The organism is Pseudomonas sp. SAR267, from assembly GCF_052077595.1.
Lineage (GTDB): Bacteria > Pseudomonadota > Gammaproteobacteria > Pseudomonadales > Pseudomonadaceae > Aquipseudomonas > Aquipseudomonas vlassakiae.
This window is the reverse complement of sequence record NZ_JBQIHU010000001.1, coordinates 2805454-2824472: the sequence shown is the minus strand read 5'-3', so window position 1 is coordinate 2824472 and position 19019 is coordinate 2805454. Positions and strand designations below refer to the sequence as shown.

Here is a 19019-nt window from a genome sequence, read left to right as displayed (position 1 = left end):
GAGTTCACCATGAAAAAGCTGCTTTCCGCCCTTGCCCTCGCTGCCGTTGTTGCCCCCGTGTGGGCCGCCACCCAGACCGTTACGCTGTCCGTACCGGGCATGACCTGCTCGGCCTGTCCGATCACTGTCAAGAAGGCGATTTCCAAGGTCGATGGCGTCAGTAAAGTTGACGTGACCTTCGAGACGCGCGAAGCGGTGGTCACCTTCGATGATGCCAAGACCAGCGTGCAGAAACTGACCAAGGCTACCGAGGATGCGGGCTACCCATCATCAGTCAAGAACTGATCATGAAAGACCCGAAGACACTGCTGCGGGTCAGCATCATTGGCACAACCCTCGTGGCGCTGTGTTGCTTCACCCCTGTTCTGGTCATTTTGCTCGGTGTGGTCGGCTTGTCCGCGCTGACCGGCTATCTGGACTATGTGCTGCTGCCTGCGCTGGCGATTTTCATCGGCTTGACCATCTACGCCATCCAACGAAAACGCCAAGCCGATGCCTGCTGCACCCCGAAATTCAATGGAGTAAAAAAATGACCGAAATCACCGTGAATGGCATGACCTGCACATCCTGCGCCACCCATGTCAAAGATGCTTTGGAAAAGATTCCCGGCGTGAATGCCGCTGTGGTGTCCTATCCAGAAAGCCGCGCGCAAGTCATGGCAGACACCGCCGTGAGCCACAACCAACTGCTGGCCGCCATCGCCGCATTGGGTTATCAAGGCTCGATCCGGGTTGGTGATTTCAAAGATGAACCAAAAATCCGTGATGCACTTGAGGGCGCCGGTTTGCATATCGCCATCATTGGCAGCGGCGGGGCCGCGATGGCGGCGGCGCTGAAGGCCGTCGAGCAAGGCGCGACGGTCACGCTGATCGAACGCGGCACCATCGGCGGCACCTGCGTCAATATCGGCTGTGTGCCGTCCAAGATCATGATCCGCGCTGCCCATATTGCCCATCTGCGCCGGGAAAGTCCGTTCGACGGCGGTATTGCGGCAACTGTGCCTGCGATTGACCGCAGCAAACTGCTGGCCCAGCAGCAGGCCCGTGTCGATGAACTGCGGCACGCCAAATACGAAGGCATCCTGGACGGCAATCCAGCCATCACCGTTTTGCACGGTGAAGCGCGTTTCAAGGACGACCAGAGCCTGGTCGTCCGTTTGAACGAGGGTGGCGAGCGCGAGGTAACGTTCGACCGCTGCCTGGTCGCCACCGGTGCCAGTCCGGCCGTGCCGCCGATTCCGGGCCTGAAAGAGTCACCCTACTGGACTTCCACCGAAGCGCTTGTCAGCGACACCATTCCCGCACGCCTGGCCGTGATCGGTTCGTCGGTGGTGGCGTTGGAACTGGCGCAAGCCTTTGCCCGGCTCGGCAGCCAGGTCACGATCCTGGCACGCAGCACCTTGTTCTTCCGGGAAGACCCGGCCATCGGCGAGGCCGTGACAGCCGCTTTCCGCGCCGAGGGCATCGAGGTGCTGGAGCACACGCAAGTCAGCCAGGTCGCCCATGTGAACGGCGAATTCGTGCTGACCACCGGACACGGTGAATTGCGCGCTGACAAGTTGCTGGTTGCCACCGGTCGGGCACCGAATACGCGCAGCCTCGCGCTGGACGCGGCGGGGGTCACTGTCAATGCGCAAGGGGCCATCGTTATCGACCAAGGCATGCGCACGAGCAACCCGAACATCTACGCGGCCGGCGACTGCACCGACCAGCCGCAGTTCGTCTACGTGGCAGCGGCCGCCGGCACCCGTGCCGCGATCAACATGACCGGCGGCGACGCAGCCCTCAATCTGACCGCGATGCCGGCAGTGGTGTTCACCGACCCGCAAGTCGCCACCGTGGGCTACAGCGAGGCGGAAGCGCACCACGATGGCATCGAGACCGACAGTCGCACGCTGACACTCGACAACGTTCCGCGAGCGCTTGCCAACTTCGACACACGCGGCTTCATCAAGCTGGTCATCGAGGAAGGTAGCGGACGGCTCATCGGCGTGCAGGCGGTGGCCCCGGAAGCGGGCGAACTGATCCAGACGGCGGTGCTCGCCATCCGCAACCGCATGACGGTGCAGGAACTGGCCGACCAGTTGTTCCCCTACCTGACAATGGTCGAGGGGTTGAAGCTTGCGGCGCAGACCTTCAACAAGGACGTGAAGCAGCTTTCCTGCTGCGCTGGATAAAAAAAGGAGGTTTTCAATGAGCGCCTACACCGTGTCCCGGCTGGCCCTTGATGCCGGGGTGAGCGTGCATATCGTGCGCGACTACCTGCTGCGCGGATTTCTGCGTCCGGTGGCGTGCACCCCGGGCGGCTATGGCCTGTTCGATGATGCCGCCTTGCAACGGCTGTGCTTCGTGCGGGCGGCCTTCGAGGCGGGCATCGGCCTGGACGCGCTGGCGCGGCTGTGCCGGGCGCTGGATGCTGCGGACGGCGATGAAGCGGCCGCGCAGCTTGCCGTTCTGCGCCAGTTCGTCGAGCGTCGGCGCGAAGCGTTGGCCGATCTGGAGGTGCAGTTGGCCACCATGCCGACCGAGCCGGCACAGCACGCGGAGAGTCTGCCATGAACAGCCCCGAGCGCTTGCCGTCCGAGACGCACAAACCGATCACCGGCTACCTGTGGGGCGCGCTGGCCGTGCTCACCTGTCCCTGCCATTTGCCGATTCTCGCCATTGTGCTGGCCGGCACGACGGCCGGCGCGTTCATCGGAGAGTACTGGGGTATCGCAGCCCTCACGCTGACCGGTTTGTTCGTCCTGTCTGTGACACGACTGCTGCGGGCCTTCAAAGATCGATCATGAGCGCTTCCCATTGAGACAAACCACGCTGTCGCTACGTTGCCTCATGCCGGCATCAAATTCGGCTGAGTAGCTTCTCGCCATCTGGACGTAGCTCACCCTTGGGTGAAACATGCCGATACAGGGTCTGCCGCGTGACGCCAAGTTCCTGGCACAGGTCGCCGACCTTGGTCTCTGGCTGACCCATTGCCGCCATCGCCAGCCGCAGCTTGGCGGCGGTCATCTTGAACGGCCGGCCGCCTTTCCGCCCGCGCGCGCGGGCCGAGGCTAGGCCGGCAATCGTGCGCTCCGCGATCAACTCGCGCTCGAACTCGGCCAGGGCGGCGAAGATGCCAAAGACCAGCTTGCCGGCGGCGGTCGTGGTGTCGATGGCCGCGCCGTGCCCGGTTAATACCTTCAAGCCGATGCCGCGCCCAGTCAGGTCGTGCACGGTGTTGATGAGATGTCGCAGGTCGCGTCCGAGCCGATCCAGTTTCCACACGACCAGTGTGTCGCCAGTTCGCAACGCCTTCAGGCAGCTCGTCAAGCCGGGCCGATCCTCGCGCATGCCGGATGCCTGGTCCTCGTAAAGATGTACTGGATCGACCCCGGCGGCAATCAGCGCGTCGCGCTGCAAATCGGTAGCCTGGGAGCCGTCCGCCTTCGATACCCGCATGTAGCCTATCAGCATGTCGTACCTGTCACATATACGTTCGTTTTGTCGAACCATTGCATCGCCCTTTGTGATTGGCGTATAAACACACAAACACCTATTAGCGGAGAACGCTATGAATACCATTCGCTGGAATGTCGCCGTCTCGGCCGACACCGACCAGTCGCTTCGGATGTTTCTGGCCAGCCAGGGCGGCGGCCGTAAGGGCGACCTGTCGCGCTTCATCGAAGAAGCGGTACGGGCACACATCCTGGAGCTGAGCGCTGAGCAGGCCAAGGCCGCTAACGCCCATCTGAGTGAGGCAGAATTGACCAACGCGGTTGACGAAGCGCTCGACTGGGCACGTAAGCGCTGATGCGGGTCGTGTTGGATACCAACATCCTGTTCAGCGCCCTGATCTCGCCACATGGCGCGCCCGATGCGATCTACCGTGCCTGGCGGGCGGCGCGTTTCGAGGTGGTGACCTCGCGGATGCAACTCGATGAAATTCGTCGAGCCAGCCGCTATCCCAAGCTTCAGGCCATCCTACAGCCCGCCAAGGTGGGCGCCATGATCAATAACCTGCAACGGGCTGTGGTACTGGAGCGCCTGACCATCGAGGTCGAAGCCGATGATCCGGATGACTCGTTTTTGCTGGCCATGGCCTTGGCGGGCGATGCGGACTACCTGATAACCGGTGATCGCCGCGCCGGCCTGCTGCAACGCGGGCACATCGAACGCACGCGGATCGTCACGCCCGCCGTGTTCTGCGTCGAGGTGCTGTGATCAATGCCGGTCGGTTTTCTGACTCAAGAGCAACGCGACGGTTTTGGCCGCTATGTTGATTCGCCCAGCCGTGAAGAGCTGGAACGTTACTTCCACCTGAGCGATGAAGACCGTGAAGCCATCCAGGTGCTGCGGGGTAACCATAACCGTCTGGGTTATGCCGTTCTGCTGACCACCGTCCGCTTCGTTGGCGTTCTGCCGGACAAGCCCGCCGCCGTGCCGGTGGAAGTCCTGCAGGTGCTTTGCCGACAACTGGCGATTCCAGACCCCGACTGCCTCCAGCGCTATAGCGATCATCGCCGCTGGATACATGCCACCGATATTCAGAACCGCTTTGGCTATCGTCATTTCACCGATCCGGGCATCGGCTTTCGCTTGAGCCGCTGGCTGTATGCCCTCTGCTGGACGGGCACCGACCGGCCGGGAGTGCTGTTTGAGCGAGCCACCTCGTGGCTGTTCACACAGAAAGTCCTCCTGCCTGGTGTGTCTCAACTAGAGCGCTTTATCGCCCAGTTGCGCAGTCGGGTCGAAGAACGCCTCTGGTTTACGCTGGGCCGCAGCGTGACTGAGGAACAGCGATTGCAACTGCAAGACTTGCTGACGGTGGCCGAAGGCAACCGCAGCTCCCGGCTGGATCAATTGCGCTCCGGCCCGGTCATGGTCAGTGGCCCCGCGTTGATTCGGGCACTGCGCCGGCTCGATGACGTGCGCGGCATCGGCATCACCTTGCCGGCGGCGGCGCACATCCCTCCCAGCCGTATCGCCGCCCTGGCCCGCTTCGCCAACACGGCCAAGGTCACCGCGATTAATCGGCTGCCGGCGTCGCGGCGGATGGCGACACTGGTGGCCTTCGCACTCTGCCTGGAGGCGACTGCGCACGACGACGCACTGGAAGTCCTGGAGGCCTTGCTGCGCGACCTGTTCAGCAACGCGGAGAAGGCCGACAAGAAAGCCCGCATGCGCAGCCTGAAAGACCTGGATCGGTCGGCCGCGACGCTCGCCGCCGCGTGCAAGGTCGTGCTGGACAGCTCGATCAGCGATGACAACGTGCGCGCCCGGCTGTTCAACGACCTGCCGAGGACCACCCTGGAAAAGGCCCTGGAAGAGGTCAACGCGCTGATCCGCCCGGTAGATGACGTCTATTTTCTTGCATTGGAAGCGCGCTACCGCAGCGTGCGCCGCTTCCTGCCCGACCTGCTCAAGCACATCCGCTTCGGCTTCAGCCCGGCCGGCAAGGGCGTGGCGGCTAGTCTGGAGTGGCTGCAACTGAACCTGCCGCGCCGGAAGCCAGAGGATGACGCGCCGCAGGAGATCGTGGCCAAGGCTTGGCAGAAGCACATCACCCGCGAAGATGGCTCCCTCGACATGGGTGCCTATGTGTTCTGCACGCTCGATGCGCTGCGCACGGCCCTGCGCCGCCGCGATGTCTTCGTCTCGCCCAGTTGGCGCTATGCCGACCCGCGCCTTGGCCTGCTCGACGGTGCCGAATGGCTGGCGGCGCGACCGATCATCTGCCGGTCACTGGGCCTGACCATCGACGCCAAAACCACCCTGGACGCCTTGTCCGTCGAGCTGGATGCAACCTGGCTGGCAGTAGCCGCGCGCCTGCCCGACAACCCGGCGATTCAACTGAGCGAGAACACCGAGGGCAAGACCGAACTGTCGCTCGGGGCGCTGGACAAGCTGGACGAGCCCTGCTCGTTGCTGCAACTGCGGGCGGCCGTGTCTGACCTGATGCCGCGTGTCGATCTGCCGGAAATCCTCTTGGAAATCGCCGCCCGCACTGGCTTTTCCGAGGCCTTCACCCATGTCTCCGAACGCAATGCACGCGCCGACAACCTGGTCACCAGCCTCTGCGCGGTGCTGTTGGGCGGGGCCTGCAACACCGGCCTGGAGCCCTTGATCCGCACCGACAACCCGGCGCTGCGCCGTGACCGGCTGTCCTGGGTCAGCCAGAATTATATCCGCGACGACACCCTGTCAGCGGCTAACGCCATCCTGGTCGGAGCGCAAAGCCAACTGGAACTGGCCCAAGTCTGGGGTGGCGGCGAGGTCGCCTCCGCCGATGGCATGCGCTTCGTCGTACCGGTGCGCACCGTGCATGCCGGCCCCAATCCGAAGTATTTCGGCACCGGCCGGGGTGTCACCTGGTACAACCTGATTTCCGACCAATTCTCCGGCCTCAACGCCATCACCGTGCCCGGCACGCTGCGCGACAGCCTGGTGTTGCTGGCGGTCGTGCTGGAACAGCAGACCGAGTTGCAGCCGACGCAAATCATGACCGACACCGGGGCCTACAGCGATGTGGTGTTCGGGCTCTTCCGCCTACTTGGCTACCACTTCAGTCCGCGGCTGGCCGATGTCGGCGGTACCCGCTTCTGGCGCACGCGCCCGGACGCGGACTACGGCAAGCTCAACGGGCTGGCCCGCCAGTCGGTCAAACTCGACCTGATCGCCGAGCACTGGGACGACCTGCTGCGCCTGGCCGGCTCGCTCAAACTCGGCCGGGTGCCGGCGACTGGCATCATGCGCACGCTGCAAACGGGAGATAGACCCACCCGGCTGGCCCAGGCGCTGGCCGAATTCGGGCGGATCGAAAAGACTCTGCACACGTTGACCTATATCGACGACGAGTCCAAGCGCCGCGCCACCCTGACCCAGTTGAACCGAGGCGAAGGCCGGCACAGCCTGGCCCGCGCCGTGTTCCACGGCAAACGCGGCGAGCTCCGCCAGCGCTACCGCGAAGGCCAGGAAGACCAGCTCGGTGCTCTGGGCCTGGTGGTGAACATCATCGTGCTGTGGAACACCCTCTACATGACGGCGGCCGTGGAACGGCTCAAGCAGCACGGCTATCCAGTGCTGGAAGAGGATTTGGCCCGGCTATCGCCGCTGATCTACGAGCACATCAACATGCTCGGGCGGTATTCCTTTGCGGTACCGGAAGAAGTTGCGCGCGGCGAGCTGCGGCCACTGCGTAATCCAGACGACGACCTGTGATCCCCCTAAACGCTATGAGCAACACCCAAGCTGCTGCTGGATCGGCGGGCACTTCACCGAGCCGAACGAACAGAAAACGCAGCAATCCCCTGGGTTGGGGCGCAGCAGCGCCTTGCAGTTGCTGCACTCGTAATAGAACTGGCAGGCGTCCGTGGGCATGGTTTCCGGCTTGGCGAAGCCGCAGCGCGGGCAAGTCAGCACGGACTCAAGGACAATGGCGCTCATCGTGACCTCACTTCTGCACTGTGGAGCGGTATCCCGCGTTCGCGGTCGCCTCAGTCAGTGCCTCGGGCTGGGCCTTATCGGGATCGTAGGTGACGGTCGCCGTCTTCTGGTCGAAATTGACCTGGACGTCACTCACGCCGGACACCTTCTCCAGCGACTTCTTGACCGTGATCGGACAGAGTCCGCACGTCATGTTCTGCACGTCGAGCGTGACGGTTTTCGGGGGAGCCGCCAGCGCCACGAAGGGCAAGGCGAAAAGCACGGCGATCAGCAGTTTGCGCATGGTTAATCTCCTTCAGTAGAACAGCGGGGCGAGCCACGGCACGGCCAATAGGCCGAGCAGCAGCACGCTGACGATCCAGAACACGAGTCGCTGTCGCACGAGCGTGCGCGGATCGGCGCAGGGTGTACCTGGCGTACAAACCTGTGGCACCAGGTAGAGCTTGCGGAATGCCAATCCCAGGAACAGTAGAGTCAACCCGATGAAGAGGGGGCGTAGTGGCTCCATCATGGTCAGAGCGCCCACCCACGTACCGCCGACACCGAGTGCCAACAGCACCAGTGGCCCGACACAGCACACCGACGCACCGATGGCGGTCAGCGAACTCGCGACCAGCGAGCCTTTCCCGGTGAGTTGCATCCCCATTCCCATCTCCTGAGCCTGATTGCCTAGGTGCTATTCTAAACTCCGTACCAAAGTACGGAATCAAGGAGAAAGTGATGGCCACAGAGCTGACCATTGGCAAGCTGGCAGACGCCGCCGGGGTGAACGTCGAGACGATCCGCTACTACCAGCGACGCGGGCTGCTGGATGAACCAGCCAAACCCTTGGGTGGCCATCGGCGCTATCCGGTGGACATGGTGAAGCGACTGCGTTTCATCAAGCGGGCTCAGGCGCTGGGTTTCACGCTCTCGGAAGTCGGTGGACTGCTGACGCTGGATGAGTCGTGCGCCTGTGCCGAAACGCGAGCACGGGCTGCACGCAAGCTCGCGTTGATCGAGCAGAAGATGGCCGACTTGGTCGTCATGCAGCAACTGTTAGGCGAACTGGTGCAGCAATGTGATGCGGGAGACGGCGGAACGATCTGCCCGATCATCGAGGCACTGATCAGAGAGTAATGCCTGGCGGGTGAGCTGGAGATCGGAAAGCCCCTTTACGGTGGGATTCAGAGCTTACGTTGGTTTTTGGTTCCATTGCTCCCCAAACCCCACCGTCGACAACACCGGCGTGGTCTCGTACTCCGATCGCTACAGCCCGGGGGCGAAGACCTTCGAGCTGAGCGAGCCGATCCTCGATCACATCGATGGCAAGGTGCGCCTGCAGGCCGAAACCTTCCCCGGCGGTGTGCGCTTCATGGTGCGCAACGACCTGTACGTGCCGATGCAGGTAGAACTGCGGATCGACAAGCTGAGCAACGCTTTCGGTGGCAACCAGCCGCGCAACATACGCGCCGTGGTGGGGCCACGTTCGAGCAAAGTGCTGAGTTCAGTGCTGGCGGCACCCGGCGGCAAATTGCAATACGCCACAAGCTTTCAGTACGCCATGGGCGACCCTGGCCAGCGCTCTCTCGCCTACCGCTACCCGTTCCCCTGGAAGGGCGGGCCATTTCGCCTGACCCAGGGGCCCAATGGCCGTTTCAGTCACTTCGGCCCCAGGAGCCGCTATGCGATGGACATCGCCATGCCGGAGGGCACGCCGATCATTGCGGCCCGCGGCGGTATGGTGGTGAAGGTCGAGAATGGCCAGAGCGGCCGAGGCAGCAACCCGGCAGGCAATTTCGTGCGGATTCTGCACCCCGACGGCACCATGGGCGTTTACCTGCACCTGATGCAGAGTTCGGTGGTGGTTCGCGAAGGGCAGCAGGTGGTCGTAGGGCAGGCCCTGGCGAAGTCGGGCAATACCGGTAACAGCACCGGGCCACACCTGCATTTCGTGGTACAGCGCAATGTGGGGCTGGCGCTGGAGTCGATACCGTTCCAGTTCGACCGGCCGCTGGGCGGGTTGCCGGACTTCACTGCCGGCAACCCCTAGGGTCAGTCGAGCTTGAGCACCTTGGCCAGGACGATCTTCGGCCCTTTCATCTTCTTGATGATGATGCGCAGGCCTTCGACTTCCAGCACTTCCTCTTCTTCAGGCACGCGCTTGAGGGTCTCGTAGACCAGGCCGGCGAGGGTTTCTGCCTCGATGTGGTCGAGGTCGACACCGAGCAGGCGCTCGACCTTGAACAGCGGCGTATCGCCACGTACCAGCAGCTTGCCGGGCTGGTAGGCGAGGATGCCGCGTTCGGTCTTGCGGTGTTCGTCCTGGATGTCACCTACCAGCACTTCCAGCACGTCTTCCATGGTCAGGTAGCCGATCACCTTGCCGTCGGCTTCCTCTACCAGCACGAAGTGCGCGCCGCCTTTGCGGAACTGCTCGAGCAACTGCGCCAGTGGCATGTGCCGCGATACCCGCTCCAGCGGGCGAGCCAGATCGTCCAGGTCGATGGTTTCAGGCAGGTGCTCGAGTTCGGCCAGTTCCAGCAGCAAGTCCTTGATGTGCAGCAGCCCGGTGAATTCTTCGCGCTCGGCGTCATACACCGGGTAGCGGCTGAACTTGTGCCGGCGGACCAGGGCGAGGATTTCCTTGAGCGGGGCATGGGCGTCGATGCTGACCATATCCTCACGCGAGTTGGCCCAGTCCACGACTTCCAGCTCGCCCATTTCCACGGCCGAGGCGAGTACGCGCATGCCTTGGTCGCTCGGGTCCTGACCGCGGCTGGAGTGCAGGATCAGCTTGAGTTCTTCGCGGCTGTAGTGGTGTTCGTGGTGCGGGCCTGGCTCACCCTGGCCGGCGATGCGCAGGATAGTGTTGGCGCTGGCGTTGAGCAGATAAATGGCCGGGTACATGGTCCAGTAGAACAGGTACAGCGGCACGGCGGTCCACAGCGACAGCAGCTCGGGCTTGCGGATCGCCCACGACTTGGGCGCCAGTTCGCCGACCACGATGTGCAGGTACGAAATGACGAAGAAGGCGACAAAGAACGACACCGCCTTGACCACTTCAGCGCTGTCCACGCCCAGGTAAGCCAGCAGCGGTTCGAGCAGGTGGGCGAACGCTGGTTCACCGACCCAGCCCAGGCCCAGCGAGGCGAGGGTGATGCCCAGCTGGCAGGCAGAAAGGTAGGCGTCGAGCTGGTTGTGTACCTTGCGCAGGATGCTGCCGCGCCAGCCATGCAGTTCGGCAATGGACTCGACGCGGGTGGCGCGCAGCTTGACCATGGCGAACTCGGCGGCAACGAAGAAACCGTTGAGCAGCACCAGCAGGAAGGCAAAGATGATCATGCCGAAATCGGCGAATAACGAGGCGAGGCTGATACCAGGGGAAGGGTCCATGATGGGGTTTTTACGGGGTCCGTCTTCGAGGGAGAGAAAAAAAGTGCCAGCTCTTGCTGGCACAGGGGATCCAATGTAGCGGCTGGGGCAGCAAAAGCAAAGGGCTGCAAAGCTGCCCCTGGTACCTCAGGCTTTGCCGTTGGCCAATTGTGCTGGCCCGAAATGACAGGTGAAGGTACTGCCATGCCCCGGCACGCTGCTGATTTCCAGCTTGCCGCGATGGCGCATCAGCACGTGCTTGACGATCGCCAGCCCCAGGCCAGTGCCGCCAGTATTCGACGCACGGCTGGAGTCGACCCGGTAGAAGCGTTCGGTCAGTCGGGGCAGGTGCTTGGCTTCGATACCCACCCCGGAATCCTGCACCGACAGGTGCGCGCCGTGCTCGTCAGCCCACCAGCGGATGCGGATGGTGCCTTCATCCTGGGTGTACTTCACGGCGTTGAACACCAGGTTGGAGAAGGCGCTGCGCAGTTCCGACTCGCTGCCCTTCAGGCGCAGCCCTGGCGCCGCTTCCAGGGTGATTTTCTGGTTACGTGGCCCGGACAGTGCCTGGGCATCCTGCTTGATCGCAGTGAGCAGGGCATCGACCGCCACCGGCTGGTTATCCGACGGGTAATCGGTGGCTTCCAGCTTGGCCAACAGCAGCAGGTCGTTGAGCAGGGTCTGCATGCGTGATCCCTGCTGGGTCATCTGCTGCAGCGCCCGGGCCCAGCGCGGGTTGACGTCCTCGACGTTGTCCAGCAGGGTTTCCAGGTAGCCGGTGATCACCGTCAGCGGTGTGCGCAGCTCGTGGGAGACGTTGGCAACGAAATCCTTGCGCATCTGCTCCAGCTGATGAATGCGGGTGACATCGCGCACCAACATCAGGTGCTCATTGTTGCCGTAGCGGGTGATGTGCAGCTGTACGCGCAGGCGGTCGTTGATCGGCGAGGGGATCTCCAGCGGTTCGACGTAGTTCTGCGCCTCGAAGTATTCCTTGAAGCGCGGGTGGCGTACCAGGTTGGTGACCGGCTGGCCGCCGTCCTGTGGGGTCTTGAAGCCCAGCAACGTCTCGGCGGCACGGTTCCACCACTCCAGGTTGCCATCGCTGTCGAGCATGATCACCGCATCGCGCAGTGCCGCAGTGGACTCCTGCACCCGGTCGATCACCGCCTGCAGGCGCCCGCGCACGCGCTGGTCGCGGCGTTGCAGGTGGTAGATGCTGTCGAACACCTCACCCCACAGGCCGTAGCCATCGGGCGGTGCTTCGTCGGGCTGATGGTTGCGCAGCCAGTCATGCAGGCGCAACAGCTGCTTGAGTGTCCAGCCCAGATAGAGCGCCAGGCCGATGGCCAGGCTCCAGCCGTAATAGCCGCTGACCAGGCCGCCGATCAGGCAGACAGTGATCAGCAGCAACAGGTGGCGAATCAGGGTCGCGTGCCAGTTCTGGTTCAATTGACGGTCCTTGTACAACGACGTGCAGCTTGGCGCTTGTCGGCTCGATCAGCTCTTGGTCGAGAAGCGGTAGCCAGTGCCCCGGACGGTTTGTACCAGATTTTCGTAGGCCTCACCCAGTGCCTTGCGCAGGCGACGGATGTGTACGTCGACGGTGCGCTCCTCGACATACACATTGCCGCCCCACACTTGGTCGAGCAGCTGGCCACGGGTATAGGCGCGTTCCTGGTGAGTCATGAAGAACTGCAGCAGGCGGTATTCGGTAGGGCCCATCTCGGCCGGCTTGCCGTCGATGGTCACGCGGTGGCTGATCGGATCGAGCAGCAGGCCGCCGACTTCGATCGGCGCTTCACTGTCGCTTGGGCCCGTGCGACGCAGCACGGCCTTCAGCCGGGCTACCAGTTCACGCGGCGAGAACGGCTTGGTGATGTAGTCGTCGGCGCCGACTTCCAGGCCCTGGATCTTGTTGTCCTCTTCGCCCTTGGCAGTGAGCATGATGATCGGGATGTCGCCGGTCAGCTCGTCGCGCTTGAGGCGGCGTGCCAGCTCGATGCCGGAGGTGCCGGGCAGCATCCAGTCAAGCAGGATCAGGTCCGGCTTGCGGTCGACGATGATCGCGTGGGCTTGCTGGGAGTTCTCGGCTTCCAGGCAGTCATAGCCGGCCATTTCCAAGGCGACGGCGATCATCTCGCGAATCGGTGCTTCGTCGTCGACGATCAGAATGTTTCTGCCAACCATGCTCAAAACCTCTCCCGGGAATCGTGTCTTGGCCCGCATTAGATAACGGAATTATTGCAGCTGTGTGACAGGGTGTTGGCCGTTCTGGCGACATTCCATGACTGGGCTAGGCTTCACTGGGCCGCCGTGGCGGCAAACAACACGCATTTCACCCCCAATCTATGGTGAATCCAATGACACGACATACGCTGAGCTGGATGGCCTTGTTCGCTGCATTTGCGCTACCTGGAGTGGCTTCAGCCGACCATGGCATGACAGAAAATGGCATGTTGGTCGACCACAACAAAATGACGCTGTACACCTTCGACAAGGACGCCGGTGGCAAGTCGATGTGCAACGGTGATTGTGCGAAGAACTGGCCACCCTTGATGGTCAAAGATGGCGAGAAGGCCGAAGGCAAGTGGACGCAGATCAAGCGTGACGACGGCAAGATGCAGTGGGCCTATGACGGCAAGCCGCTGTACACCTTCAAAAATGACATGAAGGCCGGTGAGACGAAAGGTGATGGCATGAAAGAAGTCTGGCACGTCGCCAAGCCCTGAAGCCCGCCTCTTGACGCTGTGGGAGCGGGTTTACCCGCGAATGCCGTGCAGCCACCCTTGCATTCGCGGGTAAAACCGCTCCCACAGTGACGCTGAACCTCAGCGCAATGCGTAATCGAGCACCACCCCGATGAACACCAGCAACCCCGCCCAGTGATTGTGCAGAAACGCCTTGAAGCACGATTCGCGGTCCAGCCTGCGTGTCGACCAGTATTCCCAGGCAAAGCACGCCGCCGCCCCCAGCAACCCCAGGTGGAACCAGCCACCCAGCTCGAAGCGGCTGCCCGCCAGCAGCAGGCAGCCCAGCGACAGCAGCTGCAGGGTCAGGATAATCGCCCGGTCCGCCTCGCCGAACAGGATCGCGGTCGATTTCACCCCGATCTTCAGGTCGTCGTCGCGATCCACCATGGCGTAGTAGGTGTCGTAACCCACTGTCCACAACAGGTTGGCGATGTACAGCAGCCAGGCACTGGCGGGCAACTCGCCACCGGCCGCGGTAAAGGCCATGGGAATGCCCCAGGAATACGCCGCACCCAGCACCACCTGCGGGTAATAGGTGTAGCGCTTCATGAATGGGTAGCAGAACGCCAGCGCCACCGCGCCGAACGATAGCCAAACGGTCCGGCTGTTGGTGCACAGCACCAGCAGGAAGCTCACACCGACGAGGATGGCGAACAATGCCAGCGCCTCGCGCGACGTGACCCGGCCGCTGGCCAGCGGCCGGTCGGCGGTGCGTTTGACATGGCCATCGACCTTGCGGTCGGCGAAGTCGTTGATGCAGCAACCTGCGGCGCGCATCAGCACCACGCCCAGGCCGAAGATCAGCACGTTGGCCAGGGTCGGCGAGCCGTGCCCGGCGATCCATACCGCTGACAGGGTCGGCCACAGCAGCAGATAGATGCCGATCGGCCGATCCATGCGGCTGAGCTGGACAAAGTCCCAGGCCCGGGGGTGCAGGCGGTTGAGCGACTTGAGCAGGTGCAGGTACATCAGCGGTTCTCCTCCTTGGCCGCTTGCCACAGTGTAGGCAGGAAAACCTCGGCCACCAGCAGGTCGAGGCCGTTACGGGCGAAGCGTGAGCGGCGCCCCCAGAGCCCAGCTTGCGCGGCATCGGCTGGCAGCCAGCCTTGTGGATAACGGCACACCTCGATCGGGTGGCGGATGAATGCCTGGTCACAGAACAGCAATTCGCCCAGCGAACGGCTACCCAGGGTTTCCAGGTCCAGCCCGCCGCGTTCCAGGGCGCTGCGGCTGGCCACACTGCGGGCAAACACCCAAGGTTGGCCATGCCCGCGCAGGAACACCTCGCGCACCCAGCCTTCGGCACCTGGCGCAAGGTTCAGGGCCACGCATTCGTCATCGCGCAGCGATTGCCAACCTTCGAACAGGGGGGTGACGCTGAAGTGTCCCTGGGACAGCTGGGTGAGGCGGCGAGTCAGGGAGCCTTCGTCGAACAGCCAGTCCAGGGTTGGCTGGTCAATTTCAGGGGCCAGCTGTGAATACGGCAGCCACGCGACAGCGGCTGCTTGCGGGGATTCGTACGACACGTCGGTATGCTTGATTACAGCCAGAGAGGCGGCGAGCTTAGCATGATTGCCCTGAGTGCTTGCATAATGCCTGGCTAGAACAAAGCCTGATCGACACCGAGGAAAATGACCTGATGAAAAAGTGGCAGTGTATTGTCTGTGGCCTGATCTATGACGAAGCCGAAGGCTGGCCGGATGATGGCATCCCGCCTGGTACCCGTTGGGAAGACGTACCGGCAGACTGGCTGTGCCCTGACTGCGGCGTGGGCAAGAGCGACTTCGAAATGATCGCCATCGGCTAAAAAGGAAGGCAGCGCATGACGTCCCCCGTGGTAATTATCGGTACCGGCCTGGCCGGCTATAACCTGGCACGTGAATTTCGCAAGCTCGATGGTGACACGCCGCTGCTGCTGATTACCGCCGATGATGGCCGGTCCTACTCCAAGCCCATGCTCTCCACGGGCTTTGCCAAGCAGAAGGACGCCGATGGCCTGTGCATGGCTGAACCTGGCACGATGGCCGAGCAGCTCAAGGCCGAGATCCGCACCCATACTCGCATCAGCGGTATCGACCCGGGTCACAAGCGGCTGTGGGTCGGGGAAGAAGCGATCGAGTATCGCGACCTGGTGCTGGCATGGGGGGCGCAGACCGTTCAGGTGCCAGTCGAAGGTAATGGTGCCGGGCGGATTTTCCCGATCAACGACCTTGAAGATTATGCGCGCTTCCGTGCCACGGCGGCGGGCAAGCAGCGAGTGCTCATTCTCGGCGCCGGCCTGATCGGGTGCGAGTTTGCCAACGACATGCGCTTGGGCGGTTTCGAGGTCGGTGTGGTGGCACCTTGCGAGCAGGTGATGCCGACCTTGTTGCATCCGGCTGCCGCCGCTGCCGTGCAAGCCGGCCTGCAAGGGCTGGGCGTACGGTTCCACCTCGGCCCGGTGCTGACCCGTCTGCAGCAGGCAGGAGAGGGGCTTGAGGCGCACCTGTCCGATGGACAAGTGATCGTCTGCGACCTGGTGGTCTCGGCCATCGGCCTGCGCCCGCGTACCGACCTTGCCGCTGCTGCCGGCTTGCAGACCAACCGCGGCGTGGTAGTGGACCGTCAGCTGCGCACTTCGCACAGCAACATCTTCGCCCTTGGCGACTGTGCCGAAGTCGACGGTATCAACCTGCTGTATGTGATGCCGTTGATGGCCTGCGCTCGTGCCTTGGCGCAGACCCTGGTCGGTAACCCTACCCAGGTCAGCTACGGGCCAATGCCGATTACCGTGAAGACTCCGGCTTGCCCGCTGGTGGTCTCACCGCCGCCGGCCGGCCGTGAAGGCAATTGGCAGGTCGAAGGGCAGGGTAGCGATCTGAAATTGCTCTGCCATGCCGCCGACGGCCAGTTGCTCGGCTATGCCCTGACCGGGAGCGCCGTCACGGAAAAACTTGCGCTGAATCGGCAGCTGCCCGCTGTCATGGCGTAAATAGCTGACGTTCTGTCGGATTTATCCTGTTGTTGCCAGCACAATGGCCGCCCAGATACTGGCGCGGCCTCGGTGGGCGTGCCATTCTCAGTTCCGTCTGCCGCAGATTAGAGCCTGCGGTGCCTTGAACGCTGCTTCATGGCAGCACGGCATAACAACAAGAAATCCCGTCAAAGAGGCTTCACTATGCGTAAACCAGAACTCGCCGCTGTCATTGCCGAAAAGGCTGACCTGACCAAGGAAAAAGCCAACCAGGTGCTGAACGCCATTCTCGACAGCATCACCGGTGCCCTGGACAAGGACACGGTTACCCTGGTCGGTTTCGGTACCTTCGAAAAACGTCATCGTGGTGCCCGCACTGGCAAGAACCCGCAAACCGGCCAACCGGTGAAGATCAAGGCCAGCAACACCGTTGCCTTCAAGCCTGGCAAGAACCTGCGCGACAGCGTCAACACCCCGGCCAAGCCAGCCAAGAAAAAGTGATCGACTGCTGACATCCAGAGTCATCAAGCGGGCGCCTCAGGGCGCCCGTTATGCATTCTGGAGGCTAAGTGTCGCGAACTTGCGTACTCAGTCGAGGAAAAGGATAAACTGCGCTCCTCAGTCATTTTTTATTCGAGGCGCGTTGATGAAGTTTCGCTTTCTTCTCTGGGCCATGGGGCTGCTGATGGCCAGGGCCAGCCGCAACAACCCGGCGTTTCAGCAGCAACTCAGGGACAAAGACCTGGTTTTCCAGATGCAGACGCTGGACGGCAAGGTAGCGCGGCACTTCATCGTCAGCGGTGAGCGCATCAGCAGCAAGGGCGGCAGCCATCCGCAGCCGGCCTTCGCCATCGCCTTCAAGGATGCCGCCTACGGCTTTGCCACGATGCAGGCGGGCAACAAGCAGCTTGCGTTCATGCAGGGCATCCAGGACAAGAACATCCAGATCAAGGGCAATCCGGCGCTGGTGATGTGGTTCCAGGGGCTGATGAAATACCTGAAACCGAAGAAGAAGGGCTGAAATCGTCGGGGGCCGCTCTGCGGCCCCAATGTTCTCAATGCGGGGCGTTGAGCTGCGACGCCAGATCCCGCAACAAGGCCTCGGCCTCGAGCACCTTGTTCACCACTTCTTCCGCCTTGTCCCGGGTGATCCCCAGGCGCTCCAGCAGTTCCTCGGGAATCTGCTCCTGAGGCCCCGAGCCGATGCCCCGCGAGCGCAGCAGTCGGGTCGCCAGGCACACCAGGTTCGGGTAAGCCGAAAACTCGCCGTCATACGTCGGATCATGCTGGAAACGCAGCGCGGTCGACAGCTCTTCGGGCATGTCCCACAGCTTCATCAGCCAAGCGCCGATCTGCTCGCGGCTGATGCCCAGCAGGTGTTGTTCCACGTAGGTGTGGCACAGGTGCGGGTTGACCTCGAGGTGGCGGCAGATCAGCGAGAAATGCGGCGGGAACACGTGCGCCAGCAGCAGGTAGCCGAAATTGTGCAGCAGCCCCGCCAGGTAGGTCAGGCCAGCCTCCGGACGCTCGGCACGTGGCATGGCGCGGGTCAGGCCTTCGATGATGGCCGCGGTGTAGATCGACTGCTGCCAGTACGGCGTGGCCTGCTGCGGATGGTCCTTGGGCAGGCTCAGGGTTTTGCCCAGCGCCAGGCCGAGTGCCAGGTTGATGACCAGGTCGAAGCCCAGGACGCGGACGATGGCGTCTTCCACCGAACGGATCTTGCCGGGTGAGGCGTAGTAGGGCGAAGCGGCCCAGCTGACCACCTGGGCGGCCAGCGCCGGGTCGGTTTCGACCACGCCAGTGATGTCATCGATGCTGGCATCGGGGTCGACCCGCAGCTTGATGATCTTTTGCGCCGTATCGGCCAGTGGCGGGATCTCGATGGTTTCTTCCAGGCGCTTCTGGATGCGCCGGGCCGTGAAGGCCTGGACCGCCAGGGTGATTTCCCTGGAATCGTCATCCGGGCGATCGAGGTTGGGGCGGATGTCGCGCACGGGCTGGCCGAAACTGCCGGCGCTGGCCTTGGCGAGCATGCGCTTGAAGTCATTACGGTGAATCTTGAGCAGCAGGCCGGCTTCGCCGGACTGGATGAACAGGTGTTCGGCGTCAAGCAGTTTGCCTTCGTACAGGCAAGGCGAGCTGGTCAGGGCCGGAATGGCCGGCAGGGCCTTGAGCTTGTGCTTGTCGAGCATCTGCCTCAGGCGTGGCAACGGCACGGCCTTGAGCTTGCGACCGGTCAGCTCTTCAAGGCGGTTGAGGTCCAGGAGCTTGCTCTGCGGGAACAGCACCAGCAGGGCGCCAATCTCGTCATCGAGCAGGATCGCCTGCACCCGAGACGCGGCGGGCAGCGCTGGATGTTCCGCCACCTCTTCAAAGGCAACGTGCAGCTTTTCGAGCAACAGCCGGATTACAGACGGTGCGTGCGGGGTTGCAGTGTCCAGGGCAACTTCAGTCATGGTCTGTATCCATTCGTTCTCTTAAACGCGAAGTATAACCAGCCTGTTGGCAAAGCTGGATCCATTCTGG

Annotated in this window: 24 protein-coding genes and 1 pseudogene; 15 read left to right on the top strand and 10 right to left on the bottom strand. The window is 62.7% G+C overall.

Annotation, left to right across the window (positions count from 1 at the left end; all coding sequences use genetic code 11):
* Nucleotides 1–9: 9 nt before the first annotated feature.
* The 5 genes from merP (ACTORR_RS13595) to merE are packed head-to-tail and all read left to right on the top strand — an operon-like array spanning nucleotide 10 to nucleotide 2791.
* Nucleotides 10–285 carry a mercury resistance system periplasmic binding protein MerP gene (gene merP / locus ACTORR_RS13595; protein WP_000735441.1) on the top strand — a complete coding sequence of 92 codons (276 nt, stop codon included), beginning with the start codon at nucleotides 10–12 and terminating at the stop codon, nucleotides 283–285.
* Between the two features lie 2 nt (nucleotides 286–287).
* On the top strand, nucleotides 288–533 hold the full coding sequence (gene merF / locus ACTORR_RS13590; RefSeq protein ID WP_000654684.1) for a mercury resistance system transport protein MerF: 246 nt from the start codon (nucleotides 288–290) through the stop codon (nucleotides 531–533).
* Nucleotides 530–2176, top strand: a complete 1647-nt coding sequence (gene merA / locus ACTORR_RS13585) for a mercury(II) reductase (RefSeq protein WP_441343675.1) — start codon at nucleotides 530–532, stop codon at nucleotides 2174–2176. The genes merF and merA overlap by 4 nt, the downstream gene beginning before the upstream one ends.
* Nucleotides 2177–2192: 16 nt before the next feature.
* Complete coding sequence (merD, locus tag ACTORR_RS13580) at nucleotides 2193–2558, top strand: mercury resistance co-regulator MerD (protein ID WP_010466447.1); 366 nt, start codon at nucleotides 2193–2195, stop codon at nucleotides 2556–2558.
* Nucleotides 2555–2791, top strand: a complete 237-nt coding sequence (gene merE, locus ACTORR_RS13575) for a broad-spectrum mercury transporter MerE (protein WP_001087809.1) — start codon at nucleotides 2555–2557, stop codon at nucleotides 2789–2791. The genes merD and merE overlap by 4 nt, the downstream gene beginning before the upstream one ends.
* A 52-nt stretch (nucleotides 2792–2843) precedes the next feature.
* On the opposite strand, the gene ACTORR_RS13570 is transcribed toward merE, so the two are convergent.
* A complete protein-coding gene (locus ACTORR_RS13570) occupies nucleotides 2844–3458 on the bottom strand; it encodes a recombinase family protein (RefSeq protein ID WP_000904941.1) in 615 nt (204 codons plus the stop codon).
* A 97-nt stretch (nucleotides 3459–3555) separates the two neighbouring features.
* On the opposite strand from ACTORR_RS13570, the gene ACTORR_RS13565 reads away from it, so the two are divergent.
* The 3 genes from ACTORR_RS13565 to ACTORR_RS13555 are packed head-to-tail and all read left to right on the top strand — an operon-like array spanning nucleotide 3556 to nucleotide 7202.
* Complete coding sequence (locus ACTORR_RS13565) at nucleotides 3556–3795, top strand: ribbon-helix-helix domain-containing protein (protein ID WP_003089107.1); 240 nt, start codon at nucleotides 3556–3558, stop codon at nucleotides 3793–3795.
* The gene (locus ACTORR_RS13560; RefSeq protein ID WP_003463562.1) at nucleotides 3795–4205 is read left to right on the top strand and encodes a putative toxin-antitoxin system toxin component, PIN family; all 411 of its coding nucleotides are present in this window, start codon (nucleotides 3795–3797) and stop codon (nucleotides 4203–4205) included. The genes ACTORR_RS13565 and ACTORR_RS13560 overlap by 1 nt, the downstream gene beginning before the upstream one ends.
* Nucleotides 4206–4208: 3 nt before the next feature.
* Nucleotides 4209–7202, top strand: a complete 2994-nt coding sequence (locus tag ACTORR_RS13555; RefSeq protein ID WP_003299771.1) for a Tn3 family transposase — start codon at nucleotides 4209–4211, stop codon at nucleotides 7200–7202.
* Nucleotides 7203–7214: 12 nt separating this feature from the next.
* Here ACTORR_RS13555 and ACTORR_RS13550 read toward each other — a convergent pair whose 3' ends face one another.
* Genes ACTORR_RS13550 through ACTORR_RS13540 form a run of 3 tightly spaced genes read right to left on the bottom strand, consistent with a single transcriptional unit; the run spans nucleotide 7215 to nucleotide 8073 of the window.
* Nucleotides 7215–7427, bottom strand: coding sequence for a GDCCVxC domain-containing (seleno)protein (locus ACTORR_RS13550; RefSeq protein WP_003089113.1), 213 nt, complete (start codon nucleotides 7425–7427; stop codon nucleotides 7215–7217).
* Between the two features lie 7 nt (nucleotides 7428–7434).
* Nucleotides 7435–7710 carry a mercury resistance system periplasmic binding protein MerP gene (gene merP / locus ACTORR_RS13545; RefSeq protein ID WP_060767731.1) on the bottom strand — a complete coding sequence of 92 codons (276 nt, stop codon included), beginning with the start codon at nucleotides 7708–7710 and terminating at the stop codon, nucleotides 7435–7437.
* A gap of 12 nt (nucleotides 7711–7722) precedes the next feature.
* Nucleotides 7723–8073: a mercuric transporter MerT family protein gene (locus ACTORR_RS13540; protein WP_003089115.1), complete on the bottom strand. Its 351-nt coding sequence runs from the start codon at nucleotides 8071–8073 to the stop codon at nucleotides 7723–7725.
* 74 nt (nucleotides 8074–8147) lie between these two features.
* On the opposite strand from ACTORR_RS13540, the gene merR reads away from it, so the two are divergent.
* A complete protein-coding gene (gene merR, locus ACTORR_RS13535) occupies nucleotides 8148–8546 on the top strand; it encodes an Hg(II)-responsive transcriptional regulator (RefSeq protein ID WP_003089120.1) in 399 nt (132 codons plus the stop codon).
* A gap of 97 nt (nucleotides 8547–8643) precedes the next feature.
* Nucleotides 8644–9459: pseudogene (locus tag ACTORR_RS13530) on the top strand (M23 family metallopeptidase); the annotation flags it as partial.
* 2 nt (nucleotides 9460–9461) lie between these two features.
* Here the strand turns inward: ACTORR_RS13530 and ACTORR_RS13525 are convergent.
* From ACTORR_RS13525 to phoB, 3 genes are all read right to left on the bottom strand, one after another.
* On the bottom strand, nucleotides 9462–10802 hold the full coding sequence (locus ACTORR_RS13525) for a hemolysin family protein (RefSeq protein WP_054884754.1): 1341 nt from the start codon (nucleotides 10800–10802) through the stop codon (nucleotides 9462–9464).
* Between the two features lie 126 nt (nucleotides 10803–10928).
* The gene (gene phoR, locus ACTORR_RS13520; RefSeq protein WP_054884753.1) at nucleotides 10929–12236 is read right to left on the bottom strand and encodes a phosphate regulon sensor histidine kinase PhoR; all 1308 of its coding nucleotides are present in this window, start codon (nucleotides 12234–12236) and stop codon (nucleotides 10929–10931) included.
* A 48-nt stretch (nucleotides 12237–12284) separates the two neighbouring features.
* Nucleotides 12285–12974 carry a phosphate regulon transcriptional regulator PhoB gene (gene phoB, locus ACTORR_RS13515; RefSeq protein ID WP_003253341.1) on the bottom strand — a complete coding sequence of 230 codons (690 nt, stop codon included), beginning with the start codon at nucleotides 12972–12974 and terminating at the stop codon, nucleotides 12285–12287.
* Nucleotides 12975–13147: 173 nt separating this feature from the next.
* On the opposite strand from phoB, the gene ACTORR_RS13510 reads away from it, so the two are divergent.
* Entirely contained in the window at nucleotides 13148–13516 is a 369-nt protein-coding gene (locus ACTORR_RS13510) for a COG4315 family predicted lipoprotein (RefSeq protein ID WP_054884752.1), read from the top strand.
* A 99-nt stretch (nucleotides 13517–13615) separates the two neighbouring features.
* On the opposite strand, the gene ubiA is transcribed toward ACTORR_RS13510, so the two are convergent.
* Both ubiA and ACTORR_RS13500 read right to left on the bottom strand, forming a co-directional pair.
* On the bottom strand, nucleotides 13616–14506 hold the full coding sequence (gene ubiA, locus ACTORR_RS13505; RefSeq protein WP_054884751.1) for a 4-hydroxybenzoate octaprenyltransferase: 891 nt from the start codon (nucleotides 14504–14506) through the stop codon (nucleotides 13616–13618).
* Complete coding sequence (locus tag ACTORR_RS13500) at nucleotides 14506–15063, bottom strand: chorismate--pyruvate lyase family protein (protein ID WP_313365058.1); 558 nt, start codon at nucleotides 15061–15063, stop codon at nucleotides 14506–14508. The genes ubiA and ACTORR_RS13500 overlap by 1 nt, the downstream gene beginning before the upstream one ends.
* A 113-nt stretch (nucleotides 15064–15176) precedes the next feature.
* Here ACTORR_RS13500 and ACTORR_RS13495 point away from each other — a divergent pair, with 113 nt between their 5' ends.
* The 4 genes from ACTORR_RS13495 to ACTORR_RS13480 all read left to right on the top strand — a co-directional run bounded on the left by ACTORR_RS13495 (nucleotide 15177) and on the right by ACTORR_RS13480 (nucleotide 17511).
* Nucleotides 15177–15344 carry a rubredoxin gene (locus ACTORR_RS13495; protein ID WP_054884848.1) on the top strand — a complete coding sequence of 56 codons (168 nt, stop codon included), beginning with the start codon at nucleotides 15177–15179 and terminating at the stop codon, nucleotides 15342–15344.
* A 15-nt stretch (nucleotides 15345–15359) separates the two neighbouring features.
* Complete coding sequence (locus ACTORR_RS13490; RefSeq protein ID WP_313365057.1) at nucleotides 15360–16508, top strand: NAD(P)/FAD-dependent oxidoreductase; 1149 nt, start codon at nucleotides 15360–15362, stop codon at nucleotides 16506–16508.
* Between the two features lie 186 nt (nucleotides 16509–16694).
* On the top strand, nucleotides 16695–16991 hold the full coding sequence (locus ACTORR_RS13485) for an HU family DNA-binding protein (RefSeq protein ID WP_054884748.1): 297 nt from the start codon (nucleotides 16695–16697) through the stop codon (nucleotides 16989–16991).
* A 145-nt stretch (nucleotides 16992–17136) separates the two neighbouring features.
* Nucleotides 17137–17511, top strand: a complete 375-nt coding sequence (locus tag ACTORR_RS13480) for a helicase (RefSeq protein WP_262109467.1) — start codon at nucleotides 17137–17139, stop codon at nucleotides 17509–17511.
* 34 nt (nucleotides 17512–17545) lie between these two features.
* On the opposite strand, the gene ACTORR_RS13475 is transcribed toward ACTORR_RS13480, so the two are convergent.
* Nucleotides 17546–18949: an aminoacyl-tRNA deacylase and HDOD domain-containing protein gene (locus ACTORR_RS13475; protein ID WP_313365056.1), complete on the bottom strand. Its 1404-nt coding sequence runs from the start codon at nucleotides 18947–18949 to the stop codon at nucleotides 17546–17548.
* Nucleotides 18950–19019 lie beyond the last annotated feature (70 nt).

Excerpts from the sequence above, each read along its gene's own strand:
- merF (WP_000654684.1), top strand. The coding sequence starts at position 288 with ATGAAAGACCCGAAGACACTGCTGCGGGTCAGCATCATTGGCACAACC.
- ACTORR_RS13510 (WP_054884752.1), top strand. The coding sequence starts at position 13,148 with ATGACACGACATACGCTGAGCTGGATGGCCTTGTTCGCTGCATTTGCG.
- ACTORR_RS13480 (WP_262109467.1), top strand. The coding sequence starts at position 17,137 with ATGAAGTTTCGCTTTCTTCTCTGGGCCATGGGGCTGCTGATGGCCAGG.
- merA (WP_441343675.1), top strand. The coding sequence starts at position 530 with ATGACCGAAATCACCGTGAATGGCATGACCTGCACATCCTGCGCCACC.
- merD (WP_010466447.1), top strand. The coding sequence starts at position 2,193 with ATGAGCGCCTACACCGTGTCCCGGCTGGCCCTTGATGCCGGGGTGAGC.
- ACTORR_RS13490 (WP_313365057.1), top strand. The coding sequence starts at position 15,360 with ATGACGTCCCCCGTGGTAATTATCGGTACCGGCCTGGCCGGCTATAAC.
- ACTORR_RS13540 (WP_003089115.1), bottom strand. The coding sequence starts at position 8,073 with ATGGGGATGCAACTCACCGGGAAAGGCTCGCTGGTCGCGAGTTCGCTG.
- ACTORR_RS13555 (WP_003299771.1), top strand. The coding sequence starts at position 4,209 with ATGCCGGTCGGTTTTCTGACTCAAGAGCAACGCGACGGTTTTGGCCGC.
- ACTORR_RS13560 (WP_003463562.1), top strand. The coding sequence starts at position 3,795 with ATGCGGGTCGTGTTGGATACCAACATCCTGTTCAGCGCCCTGATCTCG.
- merP (WP_000735441.1), top strand. The coding sequence starts at position 10 with ATGAAAAAGCTGCTTTCCGCCCTTGCCCTCGCTGCCGTTGTTGCCCCC.
- ACTORR_RS13475 (WP_313365056.1), bottom strand. The coding sequence starts at position 18,949 with ATGACTGAAGTTGCCCTGGACACTGCAACCCCGCACGCACCGTCTGTA.
- phoB (WP_003253341.1), bottom strand. The coding sequence starts at position 12,974 with ATGGTTGGCAGAAACATTCTGATCGTCGACGACGAAGCACCGATTCGC.
- ACTORR_RS13525 (WP_054884754.1), bottom strand. The coding sequence starts at position 10,802 with ATGGACCCTTCCCCTGGTATCAGCCTCGCCTCGTTATTCGCCGATTTC.
- ACTORR_RS13485 (WP_054884748.1), top strand. The coding sequence starts at position 16,695 with ATGCGTAAACCAGAACTCGCCGCTGTCATTGCCGAAAAGGCTGACCTG.
- ACTORR_RS13550 (WP_003089113.1), bottom strand. The coding sequence starts at position 7,427 with ATGAGCGCCATTGTCCTTGAGTCCGTGCTGACTTGCCCGCGCTGCGGC.
- ACTORR_RS13570 (WP_000904941.1), bottom strand. The coding sequence starts at position 3,458 with ATGCTGATAGGCTACATGCGGGTATCGAAGGCGGACGGCTCCCAGGCT.
- merE (WP_001087809.1), top strand. The coding sequence starts at position 2,555 with ATGAACAGCCCCGAGCGCTTGCCGTCCGAGACGCACAAACCGATCACC.
- ubiA (WP_054884751.1), bottom strand. The coding sequence starts at position 14,506 with ATGTACCTGCACCTGCTCAAGTCGCTCAACCGCCTGCACCCCCGGGCC.
- ACTORR_RS13565 (WP_003089107.1), top strand. The coding sequence starts at position 3,556 with ATGAATACCATTCGCTGGAATGTCGCCGTCTCGGCCGACACCGACCAG.
- merP (WP_060767731.1), bottom strand. The coding sequence starts at position 7,710 with ATGCGCAAACTGCTGATCGCCGTGCTTTTCGCCTTGCCCTTCGTGGCG.
- merR (WP_003089120.1), top strand. The coding sequence starts at position 8,148 with ATGGCCACAGAGCTGACCATTGGCAAGCTGGCAGACGCCGCCGGGGTG.
- ACTORR_RS13495 (WP_054884848.1), top strand. The coding sequence starts at position 15,177 with ATGAAAAAGTGGCAGTGTATTGTCTGTGGCCTGATCTATGACGAAGCC.